The organism is Plantactinospora sp. KBS50, assembly GCF_002285795.1.
Classification (GTDB): Bacteria; Actinomycetota; Actinomycetes; order Mycobacteriales; family Micromonosporaceae; genus KBS50.
The window spans coordinates 5,526,720-5,543,022 of record NZ_CP022961.1; the positions used below are offsets into that span (position 1 = coordinate 5,526,720).

Annotated in this window: 12 protein-coding genes and 2 pseudogenes; 7 read left to right on the forward strand and 7 right to left on the reverse strand. The window is 74.6% G+C overall.

The features are described from left to right. Positions 1-14: 14 nt before the first annotated feature. The gene (locus CIK06_RS23785) at positions 15-1,274 is read right to left on the reverse strand and encodes an erythromycin esterase family protein (RefSeq protein WP_095566674.1); all 1,260 of its coding nucleotides are present in this window, start codon (positions 1,272-1,274) and stop codon (positions 15-17) included. Between the two features lie 125 nt (positions 1,275-1,399). Here CIK06_RS23785 and CIK06_RS23790 point away from each other — a divergent pair, with 125 nt between their 5' ends. After that, positions 1,400-1,591 (forward strand): DUF2795 domain-containing protein, encoded by a 192-nt coding sequence (locus CIK06_RS23790; RefSeq protein ID WP_095566675.1) that lies wholly within the window; start codon positions 1,400-1,402, stop codon positions 1,589-1,591. A gap of 33 nt (positions 1,592-1,624) precedes the next feature. Here CIK06_RS23790 and erm read toward each other — a convergent pair whose 3' ends face one another. From erm to CIK06_RS23805, 3 genes are all read right to left on the reverse strand, one after another. Continuing rightward, the gene (erm, locus tag CIK06_RS23795) at positions 1,625-2,494 is read right to left on the reverse strand and encodes an ErmE/ErmH/ErmO/ErmR family 23S rRNA (adenine(2058)-N(6))-methyltransferase (RefSeq protein WP_095566676.1); all 870 of its coding nucleotides are present in this window, start codon (positions 2,492-2,494) and stop codon (positions 1,625-1,627) included. Between the two features lie 404 nt (positions 2,495-2,898). Next, complete coding sequence (locus CIK06_RS23800; protein ID WP_198347988.1) at positions 2,899-3,798, reverse strand: Gfo/Idh/MocA family protein; 900 nt, start codon at positions 3,796-3,798, stop codon at positions 2,899-2,901. A gap of 40 nt (positions 3,799-3,838) precedes the next feature. Then, positions 3,839-4,564: a hypothetical protein gene (locus CIK06_RS23805; RefSeq protein ID WP_157756921.1), complete on the reverse strand. Its 726-nt coding sequence runs from the start codon at positions 4,562-4,564 to the stop codon at positions 3,839-3,841. 167 nt (positions 4,565-4,731) lie between these two features. On the opposite strand from CIK06_RS23805, the gene CIK06_RS23810 reads away from it, so the two are divergent. Further along, positions 4,732-5,118 carry a hypothetical protein gene (locus CIK06_RS23810; RefSeq protein ID WP_095566678.1) on the forward strand — a complete coding sequence of 129 codons (387 nt, stop codon included), beginning with the start codon at positions 4,732-4,734 and terminating at the stop codon, positions 5,116-5,118. Between the two features lie 28 nt (positions 5,119-5,146). Further along, positions 5,147-5,660 (forward strand): annotated as a pseudogene (locus CIK06_RS23815) (hypothetical protein). On the opposite strand, the gene fabG reads toward CIK06_RS23815, so the two are convergent. Both fabG and CIK06_RS23825 read right to left on the reverse strand, forming a co-directional pair. After that, complete coding sequence (gene fabG, locus CIK06_RS23820) at positions 5,633-6,391, reverse strand: 3-oxoacyl-ACP reductase FabG (protein WP_095566680.1); 759 nt, start codon at positions 6,389-6,391, stop codon at positions 5,633-5,635. The pseudogene CIK06_RS23815 and the gene fabG overlap by 28 nt on opposite strands. 78 nt (positions 6,392-6,469) lie before the next feature. Next, positions 6,470-8,152 carry an alpha-amylase family protein gene (locus CIK06_RS23825; protein ID WP_095566681.1) on the reverse strand — a complete coding sequence of 561 codons (1,683 nt, stop codon included), beginning with the start codon at positions 8,150-8,152 and terminating at the stop codon, positions 6,470-6,472. A gap of 197 nt (positions 8,153-8,349) precedes the next feature. Here CIK06_RS23825 and CIK06_RS23830 point away from each other — a divergent pair, with 197 nt between their 5' ends. Further along, on the forward strand, positions 8,350-8,964 hold the full coding sequence (locus tag CIK06_RS23830) for a DUF1349 domain-containing protein (protein WP_095566682.1): 615 nt from the start codon (positions 8,350-8,352) through the stop codon (positions 8,962-8,964). Positions 8,965-8,998: 34 nt separating this feature from the next. Here CIK06_RS23830 and lysX read toward each other — a convergent pair. Continuing rightward, a pseudogene (gene lysX, locus CIK06_RS23835) lies at positions 8,999-12,288 on the reverse strand (bifunctional lysylphosphatidylglycerol synthetase/lysine--tRNA ligase LysX). A gap of 346 nt (positions 12,289-12,634) precedes the next feature. Between lysX and CIK06_RS23840 the strand changes: the two are divergent. From CIK06_RS23840 to CIK06_RS23850, 3 genes are all read left to right on the forward strand, one after another. Then, positions 12,635-13,774: a glutamate--cysteine ligase gene (locus CIK06_RS23840; protein WP_095566683.1), complete on the forward strand. Its 1,140-nt coding sequence runs from the start codon at positions 12,635-12,637 to the stop codon at positions 13,772-13,774. A gap of 10 nt (positions 13,775-13,784) precedes the next feature. Continuing rightward, the gene (locus CIK06_RS23845; RefSeq protein ID WP_095566684.1) at positions 13,785-15,158 is read left to right on the forward strand and encodes an FAD-dependent oxidoreductase; all 1,374 of its coding nucleotides are present in this window, start codon (positions 13,785-13,787) and stop codon (positions 15,156-15,158) included. Between the two features lie 378 nt (positions 15,159-15,536). Continuing rightward, positions 15,537-16,205 (forward strand): DUF1707 domain-containing protein, encoded by a 669-nt coding sequence (locus CIK06_RS23850; protein ID WP_095566685.1) that lies wholly within the window; start codon positions 15,537-15,539, stop codon positions 16,203-16,205. Positions 16,206-16,303 lie beyond the last annotated feature (98 nt).

Here is a 16,303-nt window from a genome sequence, read left to right on the forward strand (position 1 = left end):
AGACCGGGCGCGGCTCACACGCCCGACGGGTACGTCTCCAGCTCGCCGGCCCGCCGGGTGGCGGCCAGCGGATGCAGCGCGGTGGTCTGGTCACACCAGAGGAACGCGTCGTACCGCTGCGCCAACCGGGTCGGCACGTAGTTGCCCCAGGCTTCGAACGAGGGGTCGTAGACCACCCCGACGGCCCGGTGGTCGAGGTCCCCGGCCAGCCAGCCGCGCGTGCGGTCCGCGGCGTCGAAGACCAGCAGCGCCCGCTCGGGCAGCCGCTCGTGCAGTTGCTGTTCCACCGATCCGTCCCGGGCCGGCGGCAGCGTCATGGCCTCGGGTGGCGCGCCCCAGGACGGGGCCGCGATCACCGTGCCGGCCCAGGTGCCGAAGCCGACCAGCACGACGTCGTCGGTTCCGTGCCGCTGCCGGGCCAACTGCCCGACGTTCACCATGCCGCCCCCGGCCATGTCGGTGGCCCGGGCGTCGCCCACGTGCGTGTTGTGGGCCCAGACCACGGCCCGCGCGTCCGGGCCGTACCGGTGCAGCAGCCGGTCCAGGGTGTCGGCCATGTGGGTGTCCCGGACGTTCCACGACCGCGGGCCGCCGCCCACCATGGCGTGGTAGTACTCCTCGGCCCGGGCCACCACCTCGGCGTTCTGCCAGGCCGAGAAGCCGGCCGGCCCGTCGTTCGCGGCCCGCTCACGCATCCGGGCCAGCAGCCGGACCACCTCGTCGGCGCAGCGGGCGTCGACGAACCGGCTGGCCGCCGCGTACCCCTCGATCCGCTTCCCGTACGGCTCGAAGCACCGGTACGCCTGCTGCGCCGCGGGGAGTCCGGCCGGATCCTCCGCCCGCACGTGGTCCAGGATGATCTGCATCGACGCCCAGAGGCTGTACACGTCCAGGCCGTGGAAGCCGGCCCGGCGCTGCGGCGGTCGTGGCAGGTTCCACGCCCGCAGCCAGTGTGCGAACCGGGCCACCTCGGCGTTCGCCCACATCCAGGTCGGCCAGCGCTCGAACCGGCCCAGCGCGGCCTGCGGGTCGGCCGCCCGACCGGGTGCCGCGGTCACCGCAGCGTGCACCCGGTCGCAGTCCGGCCAGTCGCCCTCGACCGCCACGAAGGAAAAGCCGCATTCGGCGATCAGCCGCCGGGTGACCTGCTCCCGCAACCGGTAGAAGTCGTAGCTGCCGTGGCTCGCCTCGCCGATCATCACGATCCTGGCCCGGCCGATGCGCTCCAGCAGCGGATCGAAGTCACCCGGTCCCCCGAGCCGGTGCTCCAGCATGGGCGCCGGCTACCCGGGCGGTCCGCCGGCAAACCCGGGCCCCGCGCGCAGAGCCGGACAAAGTGGCACACCCGCGGCGGATCCGCCGCGGGTGTGCCGGCCGGCCCAGCGGGTAGAGGCAGGCCATGGCCGTCAACGTCACGCAGTTGCAGGACTACCTCGAAGGGCTGGACTTCCCGGTGTCCCGGGAGGACGTGGTCCGCCGGGCACAGGAGAACGGGGCCAGCACCGCCGTGCTGCAACTGCTCCGGTCGCTGCCCGTGGAGGAGTTCGAGTCGCCCGCCGAGGTGGGTGAGTCGCTCAGCGAACTGGCCTGAGCGACCCGCCCGTACCCGGCGCCGGCGACCCGCTCAGCGCAGCAGCCGGTGCAGCGCGAGCCACTGCTCCGGCCAGACCCGCCCGACCGGGGTGCTCCGGTCCAGCCGGGCCGCCCGGAACGCCGCGTCCACCCGCCCCGGCGGGTACCGGCGGCGCAGCGACGCGTGCAGCGAACCCCCGACGCCGGTGAACCCGCATTGCACCAGGCGCGCGTACCGGGGCAGTTCGCCGGCCGGCAGCAGCGGCGCGGACCGCCGGTCCAGCCGCAGGATCCCGGCGTCCACCGCGGGCACCGGCCGGAACGCCGACCGGGACACCCGCCCGGCCAGCCGCCAGCGGTACCGCGGCCAGGTGAGGATCGTCAGCCGGCTCCACCGGTCGAAGTCGCCGGTGCGCTTGCGCGCGTACTCCAGCTGGGTGAGCAGCGTCGCGGACCGCAACCGCGGCGCGGCCAGACACCAGTCGACCACCCGGGCGGTGAGCGCCCAGGGGATGTTGCCGACCACCGCGAACGGCTCCGGCGGCGCCGGCGCCGCGAGGAAGTCGTCCGGCCGGACCAGCACCCGGGGCAGGTCCGCGGCGGCCAGCGCCGCGGCCAGTTCCGGATCGACCTCGTACGCCAGCACGCGGCAGCCCGCGGCCGACAGTGCCCGGGTCAGCGCCCCCGGACCGGCCCCGAACTCCAGGACGAGGTCGCCGGGACCGGTGCGGGCGGCGTGCACGATCCGGCGCAGTGCCGCGGGATCGGCGAGGAAGTTCTGCGAGAGTACGCGCCGGGACCGGTCGCGTTCGGTCCGCGGGTCGGGCCGGTGGTGCGGCGGCCGGTCGGGCCGGTGGTGCGGCGGCCGGTCGGGCCGGCGCACCGGGCGCGGAAGATGATCGTCAGGTCGGCGGGAAGCCATGTCCGGGTCCTTCGATGCCGCCCTGCGGCGGCGGGCGTGGACAGGCCGGGACGTCGCGCGGTCCGCTGGCGGACCGGGCCGTGGTACACGGGTGTGCGCGGCGCGGGACTGTCGAGTGGGCAGGACTCGTCAGTGCTCCGGCCGGCGTCGGACGCGGGCGTGAAGGACCTCCCGGACGCCCTCAGGGCGACCGGTCGGCGGGAACGCGGCTTCAGGCGGCGGCGTCCCGGCGCACGGCCGGGGCGGTACGCCGGATCCAGGGGCGGGCCACCCACCGGGGGCCCGCGGCGGCCGGCGTACCGGCGCCGTCGATCAGAGCGTGCGTCACGGCGGCGACGCTAGCCCGCCCGCCGGCGGGGTGGCAACCGGATTTACGCCGGCACCCGGCCCGGACCGCGCGAGCCTCAGACCGCCACCGTGCGGGCCTCGGCCCGGGCGGTGTCCGCGGCTACCAGCACCGCGACCACGTCCCGACCGAACCGCACGTCGCAGGCGTGCTCCCGGGTCCCCGCGTCGATCTGCGCGACCAGCTGGTCGATCGCCCGGCCGAGGGCGTCCACCGGGGTGCCGGTCCCCTCGGGCAGCGCGTCCAGCCCCGACTCGCCGAAGAAGGTGACCTCACGGGACTTCGCCGCGGGCGGCGAGTCCAGGGTCAGCGACACGGTGCTGGTGGCGCCGGAGTCGTGCGCCAGCACCAGGCTCACCAACCCGCGCGGCCCGTCCAGGGCCGCGACCCGGGTCACCGGGCCGAGCACCGGTACGACGAGCGAGAGCGCGTGCGGGCCGATGTCCCAGAGCGCGCCCTGCTCGTGCCGCCAGCGGGAACCGCCGTACGGGTTGCCCGGCTCGTAGATCGAGGCGTGCATGGTGACCCGGGCGCCGTGCCAGCCGCCCACCGTCGCCGCCGTGGCCAGGTGCGCCGAGACGTTCTCGAAGAACCGGTTGGTGAAGAAGACCACCGAGGCCACCCCGGCCCCCTCGGCCGTGGCCAGCACCCGGTCGGCCGCCGGCAGGCTCAGCGCCAGCGGCTTGTCCAGCAGCAGGTGCCGGCCGGCCGCCGCGGCGTCCGCGGCGATCTCGGCCTGCACGTCCGGCGGGACCGCGAAGGCCGCCACGTCGACCTCCTCGATCAGGGCCTTCGTGCTCGGGAACGCGGCCACCCCGTACCGGTCGGCCAGCGCGCGGGCCCGGTCCGGGTTGCGCCCCCACACCCCGGCCAGCCGTGCCCGCGGGTGGGCCGCGATCGCGGCCGCGTGCGTCTCGGCCGCCCAGTGGCCGGTCCCGAAGACTCCAAAGCTCAGCACGGCAGCCCCTCCCGGTCGGTTCGTGCGCAAGAGGTCCTTCCTAACACGGCGGGCCGGTTCCGGGTCGGCTTCGGCCACCGCCACGCCAGCGGCGGCGGGACCGGGTCGCCGCCAGCGCGTCCTGGGCGACCTGCGCCTCCACGGCCGACTCCGCCGCCTCGGCCAGCAACGCCTCGGCGGCCACCTCGGCGATTCGGGCCGCCCGGTCCACCCGGCGCAACTCGGCGACCGCGCGGTGGTAGTCCCGCCGGGCCGCCATCGACTCGCGGTGCAACCGGTCGGCGGTCCACTCCCGCTCCTCCTGGGCCGGGTCGTGGTCGCCGGTGAGCCGCCACACCTCCCGCAGCTCGCGTACCGAGATGTCACCCCGGCGGTACGCGGACAGCGCGGCCCGGGACACCTCCCGGCGCGCCTGCGGGTCGGGGCCGACCTCGACCGGGGCGGGGGCGGCCCGCCGGCCCTCGACCACCACCGCGAAGGCGCGCTCGAACGCCTGCTCGGCGCGTTCCTGGGCGTCCCACGCCTCGTCCCGGGCCAGTTGCGCGGCGGCCCGCCGCTCGGCGGCCTCGACCGCCTCCGCCGCGGCCCGTTGGGCCTCCCGCTGCGTCGTGGTGGCGTGCTCGGCCAGTTCGGCCGCCTCGGCCGCCAGCCGTTGCGGGTCCACGGCCGGCTCGGCGGGACGCTCCACGAAAACGGCGAGGCCGAGGAGCGCCAGGACCGTGCCGCCGCCGACCAGGACCCACACCCACACGCCCGCGTCAGCCACGCCGCTGCTTCCTCCCGACCGAGAGGCCCCGAAAGTCATGATGATAGACGCCGATGCCTCGCCGGAACCATGTCGCGCTCCGGCCCGCCCGGCGTGGTCGCCGACGGGGCCGGCCGGACCGGTCAGTACGCTGTTGCGGTGCTCGACCCACTGCTCGGACGTACCCGGTGACCGGCGCCGCGTCGCCGGTGCACGGTCTCGTCGCGACCGTGCCGATCGTGCTCTGCCTGGCGCTCGCGGCCTGGGCGCTGTTCGCGACCGTCCGGGACCGGGCACCGGACCGCTGGCAACTGGTCGGGCTCGGCGTGGTCGAGGCCGCGCTGCTGGTGCTGGCGGCGTTCGCGGTGCTGGCCATCGCCGACGGGCAGCGGCCCGGTGAGCCCGGCGTCTTCGCCGGTTACCTGGTCACGCTGGTCTTCCTGCCGCCGCTGGCCGCCGTGCTGGCGCGGCTGGAGCCGACCCGGTGGGGCTCGGTGATCGTCACGGTGGTCTGCCTGGTGATCCCGGTGGTCGTGGTGCGCCTCCAGCAGACCTGGCAGGTGGCCGGTGGCTGAGCCGAATCCGCCGGCCGGGCCGGAAGGCGTGGCCGGGCCGCAGGCCGCGGCCGGGCCGGCACCGGTACGGCCGCTCGGCAGCGGCCCCGGCCGGGTGCTCATCGCGGTCTACCTGCTCTTCGCCATCGCGGCGACGTCCCGGGCCGGCTACCAGCTGGCGGTCAAGTTCTCCACCGCGCCGGTGGCGTACCTGCTCTCCGCGGCCGCCGCCGTGATCTACATCCTGGCCACCGTCGGCCTGATCCGCGGCGGCAGCGGCGGCCGGCGCACCGCGCTGGTCTGCTGCACGGTCGAGTTCCTCGGCGTGCTCGCGGTCGGCGGGCTCAGCCTGCTCGACCCCGAACTCTTCCCGGACGACACGGTCTGGTCCGGGTTCGGGCAGGGCTACGGGTACGTCCCCCTGGTGCTGCCGCTGCTCGGCCTGCTCTGGCTGCGCCGCACCCGGCCCCGCGGCTGAGCCGCGCCCGGCCCCGCGACCGAGCCCGCGGCCGGGCACGCGACCGAGCCGCCCCGGTCAGTCCCTCGGCCCGCCGGCCACGTAGACGACCTGCCCGGAGACGAACGAGGCACCCTCGCTGGCCAGGAACGAGACCGTGTGGGCGACGTCGTCCGGCCGGCCGACCCGGCGGACCGGGATCTCGCCGGCCGCGTGCTTCTGGAGATCGTCGAAGTCCACCCCCATCCGGGCCGCGGTGGCCGCCGTCATGTCGGTGACGATGAACCCGGGCGCCACCGCGTTCACGGTCACCCCGAACGGACCCAGTTCGATGGCGAGGGTCTTGGTGAAGCCCTGCATGCCGGCCTTGGCGGCCGAGTAGTTGGCCTGACCGCGGTTGCCCAGCGCCGAGGTGCTGGACAGGTTGACGATCCGGCCCCAGCGCTGCTCGACCATGTGCTGCTGGGCGGCCTGGCTGAACAGGAACGCGCCGCGCAGGTGCACGGCCAGCACCGTGTCCCAGTCGCCGTCGGTCATCTTGAACAGCAGGTTGTCCCGCAGCACCCCGGCGTTGTTTACCAGCACCGTGGGCGGGCCGAGTTCGTCGGCCACCCGGGACACCGCCGCCGCCACCTGGTCGCGGTCGGACACGTCGGCGCCGATCCCGAGCGCCCGGCCGCCACCGGCGGTGATCGCCCCGGCGGTGTCCCGGGCGGCCGCCTCCTGGACGTCGACCACCGCCACGGCGAGTCCGTCGTCGGCCAGCCGACGAGCGGTGGCGGCGCCGATTCCTCGGGCGGCTCCGGTGACGATGGCGACGCGGGGCTGGTCCGGCATGGTCTACCTCCCGGTAACGTACGGCTGGGTGCGGAGCTTAACCCAGCCGTACGTCCGCAAGGGCCGGCTCGGAGCCGGTCACGCGGTGGCGGAACTGGCCGGGCTGGACCAGCCGGCCACGTTGCGGCACAGCCGGATCCACCGGTAGCCGTAGCCGCCCAGGCGCAGCGCGTCGAGCTTCCCGACCGGGTCGTACGGCCGGTCGGTGAGGACATCGGTCGGCAGGTCCGCCTCGGCGTACAGGTCGCCGAGGTCGACCGTCACGTCGTCGGTGCCGAGGTTGTGCAGGAAGACCATCGTGCCGGTGGGACCGTCCGCCCGGTGCGCCAGCACGCCTGCGGGCAGGATCTGGTCGACGTGCGTGCACGCCCCGTAGCCGATCTCCGGCGCCTCCCGCAGGCTGCGGATCATCCGCTCGAACCAGGACAGCAGCGACCGGTCGTCCCGCCGCTGGGCGGTCACGTTCACCCGCTCGTAGCCGAAGTCGCCCTTGTCCACCACCGGCCGGAGCAGCTTCTCGGCGGGCGCGGTGGAGAATCCGCCGTTCGGCGCGAAGGACCACTGCATCGGGGTACGGATCGCCTCCCGGCCCGGCAGCGACAGGTCGTCGCCCATCCCGATCTCCTCGCCGTAGCGCAGCACCGGCGTGCCGCGCAGGGAGAACTGCAACGAGTACGCCAGCTCGATCCGCCGGCGGTCGTTGCCCAGCATCGGCGCCAGCCGGCGGCGGATGCCGCGCCCGTACAGCCGCATGTTCTCGTCCGGCCCGAACTGCGCGAACACCTCCTCGCGCTGCTCGGCCGTGAGCCGGGAGAGGTCGATCTCGTCGTGGTTGCGCAGGAACGTCGCCCACTGCGCCCCGTCGGGCAGCGTCGGGGTCTCCCGCAGGGCCGCCACGACGGGCTCGGGGTCCCGCCGGGCCAGCGCCAGCATCAACTGGCCGTTGAGCATGAAGTCGAACAGCATGTGCAGCCGGTTGGCCGAGCCGCCGCCGTCGCCGAAGTACACCGGCAGCTGGTCGGGTTCGACGTTGGCCTCGGCGAGCAGGACGGCGTCGCCGCGCCGCCACTGGACGTGCTGGCGCAGCTCGGTGAGGAAGTCGTAGTCCTTGGGCGAGTCCGGATTGCCGGGATCGGTCATCTCCAGGATGAACGGGGCCGCGTCGATCCGGAATCCGGCCACCCCGAGCTGGAGCCAGAACGAGACGATCTTCTTGATCTCCGCCCGGACCGCCGGGTTGGCGAAGTTCAGGTCCGGCTGGAACTTGTAGAAGCGGTGGTAGTACCAGGCCTTGGCGGAGCGGTCGTAGGTCCAGGTCTCCCGCTGCTCACCCGGGAAGACCATGCCCTGATGCCGGTCCGCCGGCTCGTGGTCGGACCACACGTACCAGTCCCGGTACGGCGAGTCCGGCGACGAGCAGGCCGAGACGAACCACGGGTGCTCGTTGGACGTGTGGTTGACCACCAGGTCGATGATCACCCGGATGCCCCGGTTGCCGGCCTGGTGCAGCAGTTCGGCGAAGTCGCCCAGGCTGCCGAACCGGGGATCGATGCCGTAGAAGTCGGTGGCGTCGTACCCGTCGTCCCGGTCCGGCGACGGGTGGACCGGCTGGAGCCACAGGCAGGTCACGCCGAGCCGGGCCAGGTAGTCCAGCCGGCCGATCAGACCGCGGATGTCGCCCACGCCGTCGCCGTCGGAGTCCGCGTAGGTGTCGATGTCCAGGCAGTAGACGACCGCCTCGGAGTACCACCGCTCGTTCATGCCGAAAGATCCCTCACTCGCGACCGCGGGGCTCGCCGGCGCGGCCCACTTCTCGTCCTCACGGTTCCTGACTTGACCGAACGGCGGCTCCGGCAAACCGTCCATCGTGGCCGGCGCGCGGCATCCGCACACCGACCTGGCCGGACGCCCGACCCGCGGGGCCGGTGGCCGGGCCGCGGATTGGGTACCGTGCCCGCATGGGCGATGCGGCGCCGCGGGACCGGCGGATCGGCTGGAACTCCGGCACCTGGCTGAACCCGCCCGTGCGCAGCGTGCCGATGGGCGACGGGGAGCTGCTGGTCACGGCGGCGGCCGGCACCGACTTCTGGCGCCGGACGGCGTACGGCCACGTGCACGACGACGGGCACGCCCTGCTGGCACCGCTGCCGCCCGGTACGGCGGTCGAGGTCCGCTTCGTGGCCGACTACACCGAGCAGTTCGACCAGGCGGGTCTGCTGGTCCGGGTGGACGCCGAACGGTGGCTCAAGACAGGTGTCGAGTTCTGTGACGGCGCGCTCCAGCTCGGCGCCGTACGCACCGACGGCGTCTCGGACTGGTCGACCGCGCCGGTGCCCGAGTGGGACGGCTGCCGGGTCACCGTCCGGGTCAGCCGCCGGGACGACGCGCTGACCGTGCGGGCCCGGGCCGACGGCGAGCCGTGGCGGCTGGTCCGGCTGGCACCGCTGCCGCCGGACGCGCCGGCCCAGGCCGGGCCGTACTGCTGCGCGCCGACCCGGGCGGACCTGACCGTCCGCTTCCTCGGCTGGACCGCCGACGCCGCGGACGCGGCGCTGCACCCCGACCCGGCATGACCCGCCCGCGCTGGACCACCGCGGCGGTCCCCGGTCACCCCTCGCGGACGAAGGGGAAGGGCAGGGTCTCCCGGATCGAACGCCCGGTGAGCAGCATGACCACCCGGTCCACCCCGATGCCCAGCCCGCCGGTCGGCGGCATCGCGTACTCCAGGGCGGTCAGGAAGTCCTCGTCCAGCTCCATCGCCTCCGGATCACCCCCGGCGGCCAGCAGCGACTGCTCGGTGAGCCGGCGGCGCTGCTCCAGCGGGTCGATCAGCTCGGAGTACGCGGTGCCCAGCTCCATCCCGAAGGCGACCAGGTCCCAGCGCTCGGCCAGCCGCGGGTCGGTGCGGTGCGCCCGGGTCAGCGGCGACACCTGGATCGGGAAGTCCCTGTAGAAGGTGGGTTCCCGGGTGTGCGCCTCGACCAGCCGCTCGTACAGCTCCAGCAGCAGCGCCCCGGCGTCCCACTTCGGGTCGTACGGCACCGCCGCCGCCTCGCAGAGCTTGCGCAGCGCCGCCGCGTCGGTGTCCGGGGTGACGGTCTCGCCCAGCGCCGCCGACACCGCCTCGTGCACGGTCCGCACCGGCCACCGGCCGGAGATGTCCACCGCGCCGGCCGTACCGGCGGCACCCGTCCGGCCGGCGGGGCCGGCGGCGTCCGGCGGGCAGGCCAGCGCCGACCCGTGCACCGCGACCGCCGCCGCCTGGATCAGCTCCCGGGCCAGCTCCAGCATGGTGTCGTAGTCCGCGTACGCCTGGTACGCCTCCAGCACGGTGAACTCGGGGTTGTGCGAGAAGTCCACCCCTCGTTGCGGAACGCCCGGCCCAGCTCGAAGACCCGCTCCACGCCGCCCACCGCGAGCCGCTTGAGGTACAGCTCGGGCGCGATCCGCAGGTGCAGGGTCACGTCGTACGCGTTGCTGTGCGTACTGAACGGGCGGGCGTTGGCGCCGCCGTGCACCCGTTGCAGGATCGGCGTCTCCACCTCAAGGAAGCCGCGCGACACAAGCGAGTCGCGCAGGCTGTGCACGGCGGTGCTGCGCGCCCGCAGCAACCGCCGGGCCGCCGGGTTGACGGCCAGGTCCAGGTAGCGCTGCCGGACCCGGGCCTCCGGGTCGGCCAGCCCGTGCTGCTTGTCCGGCAGCGGACGCAGGCACTTGGCGGTCAGCTCCCAGGAGCGCACCCGCACCGACAGCTCGCCGCGGCGGCTGGTGCCCACCTCGCCGCTGACCCCGACGTGGTCGCCGATGTCGACCGTGCGCCGCCACCGGTCCGGCCCGCCGTCGGTGTCGCCGTCCAGCATGAGCTGGAGGTCGCCGGTGCCGTCCCGGATGGTCGCGAAGGTCAGCCGGCCGTGGTCGCGGGTCAGCAGCACCCGCCCGGCCAGCCCGACCTGCCGGCCGGTCCAGGTGTCGGCGGGCAGCCCGGCGTACGCGTCGGCCAGCGCGGCGCATCCGTCGGTGCGCGGATAGTTCACCGGGTACGCCTCGACGCCCTCGGCCCGCAGCCGGGCCAGCTTGTCCAGGCGTACCCGGGTCTGTTCCGGGACCGGACGGCCGGGCGCGACCGGCGGGACGGCCCCGACCGCGCCGGCCTGCGGCGGGACGTACCGGACCGCCGTGCCGGCCGGCGACGGGCCGGCGTGCAGCGGCGTCGCCGGGCTGCCGGGCAGCGCCAGGAAGCCCTCGGCGATCGCCGAGGCCAACCCGACCCGGGCCAGTTCCCGGCGCTCGGAGAAGCAGATGTAGCGCGGCGTCCAGTGCGGCTGGTACTTGGCGTTGGCCCGGTACAGCGACTCCAACTGCCACCAGCGGGAGAAGAACAGCAGGGTGTGCCGCCAGAGCCGGAGCACCGGCCCGGCGCCGATCCGGGCTCCCTCGTCGAAGGCGGCGCGGAAGACCGCGAAGTTCAGCGACACCCGCTCGACGCCGAGCCCCGGCGCCGCGGCCATCAGCGCGGACACCATGAACTCCATGGCGCCGTTGTCGGCCGAGCGGTCCCGGCGCATCAGGTCCAGGGAGAGGCCGGTACGTCCCCAGGGGCTGAACGACAGCAGCGCCCGCACCGTGCCGGCCGGGTCGCACGCCTCGACGAGCACGCAGTCGGCGTCGGCCGGGTCGCCCAGCCGGCCGAGCGCCATCGAGAAGCCGCGCTCGCTCTCGGTGTCCCGCCAGGCGCTCGCGAGCCGGGCCAGCCCGGCCAGTTCGGCGGCGGGGATGTCCCGGTGCCGGCGGACCCGGGCGGTCCAGCCGGCCCGCTCCAGCCGGTGCACGGCCTGCCGGACCGGTTTCAGGTCCGGCCGGTCGAGGGCGTACTCGCGGGTCAGCAGGATGGCCTCGTCGCCGAGGTGCAGCACCTTGAGGCCGGCCCGGGCGTACGCGGTGGCACCGGCCTCGCCGGCACCCATCACCGCCGGGGTCCAGGCGTGGGCGCGGGCCTGCGCCAGCCAGGCCGCGATGGCCGGCGGCCACGCCTCGGGATCGCCGACCGGGTCGCCGCTGGCCAGGGTCACCCCGTTGACCACCCGGTAGGTCACCGCCGCCTTGCCGCTCGGGGAGAAGATCGCCGCCTTGTCCCGCCGGGTGGCGAAGTAGCCGAGCGAGTCGCGCTCGCCGTGCTCGGCCAGCAGCACCCGGATCCGCTGCTCGTCCTCGGGACGCAGCACGGCGGCGGCCCGCTGCGCGCGCAGCAGCGTGCGCAGCGCGGTGAGCAGGGCGACCGCGCCGAAGAGGCCGAGCAGCAGGTTCACCCAGTCCGGGGCGTGGCCTGGGCGGGTCAGGTCGACCGTGATGGCGGCGCCGAACACCCGCTCGACGGCGTACCCGAACCGGTCGCCGCGGCTGGTCAGGGTGCCCGGGAAGGCGGTCAGCAACAGGTAGCCCAGCGCGACGGCGGCGCCCGCGAGCCCGACGAAGACCGCGACGGCCCGGCGGGCGCTGCCCGGCCGGACCCGGGCGAAGAACTCCCGGCGGGCCAGCGCCAGCGCCACCAGCGCCAGGGCCGCGAAGCCGGTGCCGGCCCAGACGCCGACGATCTCGAACGTGCTGAACAGCCGCCGGCCGGCGCGGTCCACCAGTTCATGCCCGGGGACGGTGAGGATGAGGCCGCCGGCCAGCGCCCCGAAGACCAGGCTGAGGGTGAAGTAGCCGACCAGGGTCCAGTACGCCGCCCGCTTCCGCCGGCGGGTCGCCGCCGCGAGGGTGGCCAGGAAGGCCGCGTACGCGAGGTTGGCCGGCGCGGGGATGAGGAAGGCGTCGATGGCGCGGCGGACGGGTTGGAGGTCGGCCCGGAAGGCGCTGCTGACCGCGGCCAGGGCGCAGAGGATGGCGACCGTGCGCATCAGGATGGCGAAGGCGCGCGGGACGTGCCGTTGCCAGCCGGTGCGGCGGGTGCGGCGGGTGGGTTCGGCGGGCCGGATATCCCGGGCGCGCCGGGCCAGCATCGTCACATTCGCCCCTCCGTATGGGATATTTACCCTAAAACAGACAGCGGATCCACCCGGGAGTCTCGCCGCGCCATCGTACGAGGTGCGGTCCGGGCCGCGGTGGCGCCGCGTTTCCGGCCGGTACGGCGGTGGGTAAACCGGACAGCGGGCCGGGCCGTGGCGTGGCGGTCCGGGTTTGTGAACGGGTCCGGTCCGTCCGGGGCGGACCCGAGACGGCGGACAGACAGACGGGCGGTGCGGGATGACGCCAGGAGTTGCCGAGCAGGTCCGGCCGGTGGACACCGCCAGGACCGAGTTGCTCACCGTGGGGGTCGAGGAGGAGTTCCTGCTCACCGACCCCGCGACCGGCGCGGCGGTGCCGGCCGTGCACGCCGTGCTCGAACGGGTGCCGCCGGAACTCGCCGGCCAGGTCCAGCTCGAATTCCAGACCAGCCAGGTGGAGATCGGCAGCCCGCCGGGGCTCGAACTCGCGGCGCTGCGCCACTCGCTCGCGCTGCTGCGCTCCGGGGTGGCGGACGCGGCCGAGCAGGCCGGCGCCCGACTGGTGGCCGTGGGCACCGGGCCGGTGCCCGGCCCGGTGCCGCCGGTGGTGGACAAGCCGCGGTACCACCAGATGGTCGAACGGCTCGGGCTGCTGGTGCCCAGCCCCGGGTCGAACGGCATGCACGTGCACGTGGGAGTGGGCGAGCCGGACCTCGCCGTGGAGGTGCTCAACCACCTTCGCCCGTGGTTGCCCATCCTGCACGCGGCCACCGCGAACTCGCCGTTCTACGAGGGCGCCGACACCGACTACGCGAGCTGGCGCTCGATGCTCTGGGAACGCTGGCCGTCGGTGGCGCCGACCCCGTACCTGGAGTCGTACGCGCACTACCAACGGCTGATCGACGAGCTGATCGCCACCGGGATCATGCTCGACGACGGAATGCTCTACTGGTACTCCCGGCTGTCGGCGACGTACCCGACCGTGGAGATCCGGATCGGCGACGTGTGCCCGTCGCTGGACGACACCATCCTGATCGCCGCGCTGTGCCGGGCGCTCGTCGCGACCGTCGTGCAGGAGATCGAGACCGGCCGGCCGGCCCCGCAGGTGGAACACCACCGCCTCGTCGGCGCGCACTGGCGGGCCGCGCACGACGGGCTGGAGGGCCGGGCCGTGGACCCGGAGACCGGGGACCTGCGGCCGGCCTGGCACGTGCTGCGCGACCTCTTCGAGCGGGTACGTCCCCAGCTCGACCGGCACGGCGACCTCGGCCTGGTCACGTACCTGTTGGGCAAGCTGCACAGCCACGGCACCGGCGCGGCCCGGCAGCGGGCCATCTTCGACCGGTCCGGGCAGCTCTCCGACGTACTGGACGAGCTGGCCCGGGAGACCCGCGGCTAGCGGAGGCGGCATGCCGGAACGGCTACTCGTGATCGGCGGCGACGCGGCCGGGATGTCCGCCGCCTCGCAGGCCCGGCGCCGCCGCGGCCCGGCGGACCTGGAGATCGTGGCGATCGAGCGGGGACACTTCGCCTCGTACTCGGCCTGCGGCATCCCGTACTGGATCGGCGGCCTGGTGCCGGAGCGGGACGCGCTCATCGCGCGGACGCCGGACACCTTCCGCGCCGAGCACGACGTCGACGTCCGGCTGCGGCACGAGGTGTTCGCCATCGACCTGGGCCGGCGCGAGGTGTCGATCCGCGACCTGGACACCGGCGCGCAGACCCGGGAATGGTTCGACCAGTTGGTGTACGCGGCCGGCGCGACCCCGCGGAAGCCGCCGTGGGCCAGGACGGACACCGCGGGAATCTTCGGCGTGCAGACCCTGGACGACGCCTCCGCGCTGCGCGCCTGGCTCGACGCCGAACCCCGGCCGCGGCAGGCCGTGGTGGTCGGCGGCGGCTACATCGGGGTGGAGATGGCCGAGGCGATGATCCAGCGCGGGCTCTCGGTCACCCTCGTCGAGCACGGCGACCAGCCGCTGTCCACCGTGGACCCAGACATGGGCGCGCTGGTCCGGGACGCGATGCGCGACCTCGGGATCGACCTGCGGACCGGCTGCGCGGTGACCGGGCTGCACGAGCGCGACGGCCGGGTGCACGCCGTGCAGACCAGCGAGGGGACGCTGCCGGCCGATCTCGTGGTGCTCGGTGTCGGGGTACGCCCCAACACCCGCCTCGCGGCGGACGCCGGCCTGCCGATCGGGGTGACCGGGGGCATCCGGGTGGACCTGCAGATGCGGGTGCTGGGCATGGACCGGATCTGGGCGGCCGGCGACTGCGTCGAGACCGTGCACCGGCTCACCGGCCAGCCCGTGCACGTCCCGCTGGGCACGCACGCCAACAAGCAGGGCCGGGTGGCCGGGCTGAACATCGGCGGCGGGTACGCGACCTTCCCCGGCGTGGTGGGCACGGCGGTGACCCGGGTCTGCAACCTGGAGGTGGCCCGCACCGGGCTGCTGGAACGCGAGGCCGAGGCCGCCGGCTACCAGTTCGTGAGCACGAAGATCGAGTCGACGAACCGGGCCGGCTACTTTCCCGGCGCCCAGCCGATGACGGTGAAACTGATCGCCGACAAGCGCAGCGGCCAACTGCTCGGCGCGCAGATCGTCGGCCGTTCCGAGGCGGCCAAGCGGATCGACGCGCTGGCCGTGGCGCTGTGGAACTACATGACCGTGGACGACATGGCCGGGCTGGATCTGGGCTATGCGCCGCCGTACGCCCCCGTCTGGGATCCCGTGCTGATCGCCGCGCGCAAGGCCGTCGACCTGATCCACGCCGACTGATCCGGCGCGACCGCGACCAGCGCCGATCGCCCACGGTCCGCCCTCTCCGTCCTCCTCCCTCCGTCCTCCTCCCTCCGTCCTCCTCCCTCCTCCCCAGACAATCACGCAGGGTGACCTCGCCGATAGCGACAAGCTTTTTTTGACCTATACCTGAGAGTCATTTAAATGACTCTCAGGTATAGGTCAAAAAGATGTGTTCGGTTCCGGCGCGGTGCACCCGGATCACCGTCAGCACCTCTTGCGCGCGGCGTCGCGTCCGCAACGAGAGTTGCGCGGGCCGTCCCGGTCGGGGTCGGCCGGGGTCGGCCGGGGTCGGCCGGGGTTCGGCCGGGGTTCGGGCGGGAGGCCGGACGGGCGGTAGCGGACTAAGCTGCCCCCGTGGAACCGCAACCGCACGGTGAGGACCGGATCCGGGTCTCCGACGCCGAACGAGAGCAGGTCGTCGAGCTGCTGGGCCAGGCCGCCGCCGAGGGCCGGCTCACCCTCGACGAGTACGCCGAGCGGGCCACCACCGCGCACACCGCGCGGACCCGCGGTGAGCTGGCGAAACTCACCGACGACCTGCCGGGGCCACGGCCGGCCGCGGCCTCCCAGCTCGCGCCGCTGCCGCCGACGGCGAGCCAGCCGGGGCCGCAGGGCGGCTATGGGTCGGCGCCGCAGGGCGGCTATGGGTCGGGGCCGCAGGGCGGCTACGGGCCGGAGCCGGAGCGGCTGATAGCGATCTTCGGCAACGAGTCCCGCAAGGGCCGCTGGCCGGTGCCCGCGTACCTGGAGGCCAAGTCCATCTTCGGCGACTGCCACATCGAACTCCAGGACGCGCACCTGCAACACCCGGTGACCGTCATCGACGCGACGGCGGTGTTCGGCTCGATCACCGTGTACGTGCCCGACGGGGTCGACGTCCGGCTCAGCGGCACGGCGGTGTTCGGCGAGAAGCAGTCGAAGCTGAACGGCCAGGCGGAGCCCGGCGCTCCGGTGGTCGAGGTACGCACGAAGATCATCTTCGGGTCGGTCACCGTCCGGCCGCCCAAGCGCCGCTGGCGGTAGCCCGCCCCGCAACTTCGCCACCCCGCCCGCGCGACCGGCGCACGTGGGGCCAGCCACGCCACTGCGCCCGCTCCACCGGCCCGCGGCCGGGCGAGCCG

Excerpts from the sequence above, each read along its gene's own strand:
- CIK06_RS23825 (WP_095566681.1), bottom strand. The coding sequence starts at position 8,152 with ATGAACGAGCGGTGGTACTCCGAGGCGGTCGTCTACTGCCTGGACATC.
- CIK06_RS23785 (WP_095566674.1), bottom strand. The coding sequence starts at position 1,274 with ATGCTGGAGCACCGGCTCGGGGGACCGGGTGACTTCGATCCGCTGCTG.
- CIK06_RS23845 (WP_095566684.1), top strand. The coding sequence starts at position 13,785 with ATGCCGGAACGGCTACTCGTGATCGGCGGCGACGCGGCCGGGATGTCC.
- CIK06_RS23830 (WP_095566682.1), top strand. The coding sequence starts at position 8,350 with ATGGGCGATGCGGCGCCGCGGGACCGGCGGATCGGCTGGAACTCCGGC.
- CIK06_RS23840 (WP_095566683.1), top strand. The coding sequence starts at position 12,635 with ATGACGCCAGGAGTTGCCGAGCAGGTCCGGCCGGTGGACACCGCCAGG.
- CIK06_RS23790 (WP_095566675.1), top strand. The coding sequence starts at position 1,400 with ATGGCCGTCAACGTCACGCAGTTGCAGGACTACCTCGAAGGGCTGGAC.
- fabG (WP_095566680.1), bottom strand. The coding sequence starts at position 6,391 with ATGCCGGACCAGCCCCGCGTCGCCATCGTCACCGGAGCCGCCCGAGGA.
- erm (WP_095566676.1), bottom strand. The coding sequence starts at position 2,494 with ATGGCTTCCCGCCGACCTGACGATCATCTTCCGCGCCCGGTGCGCCGG.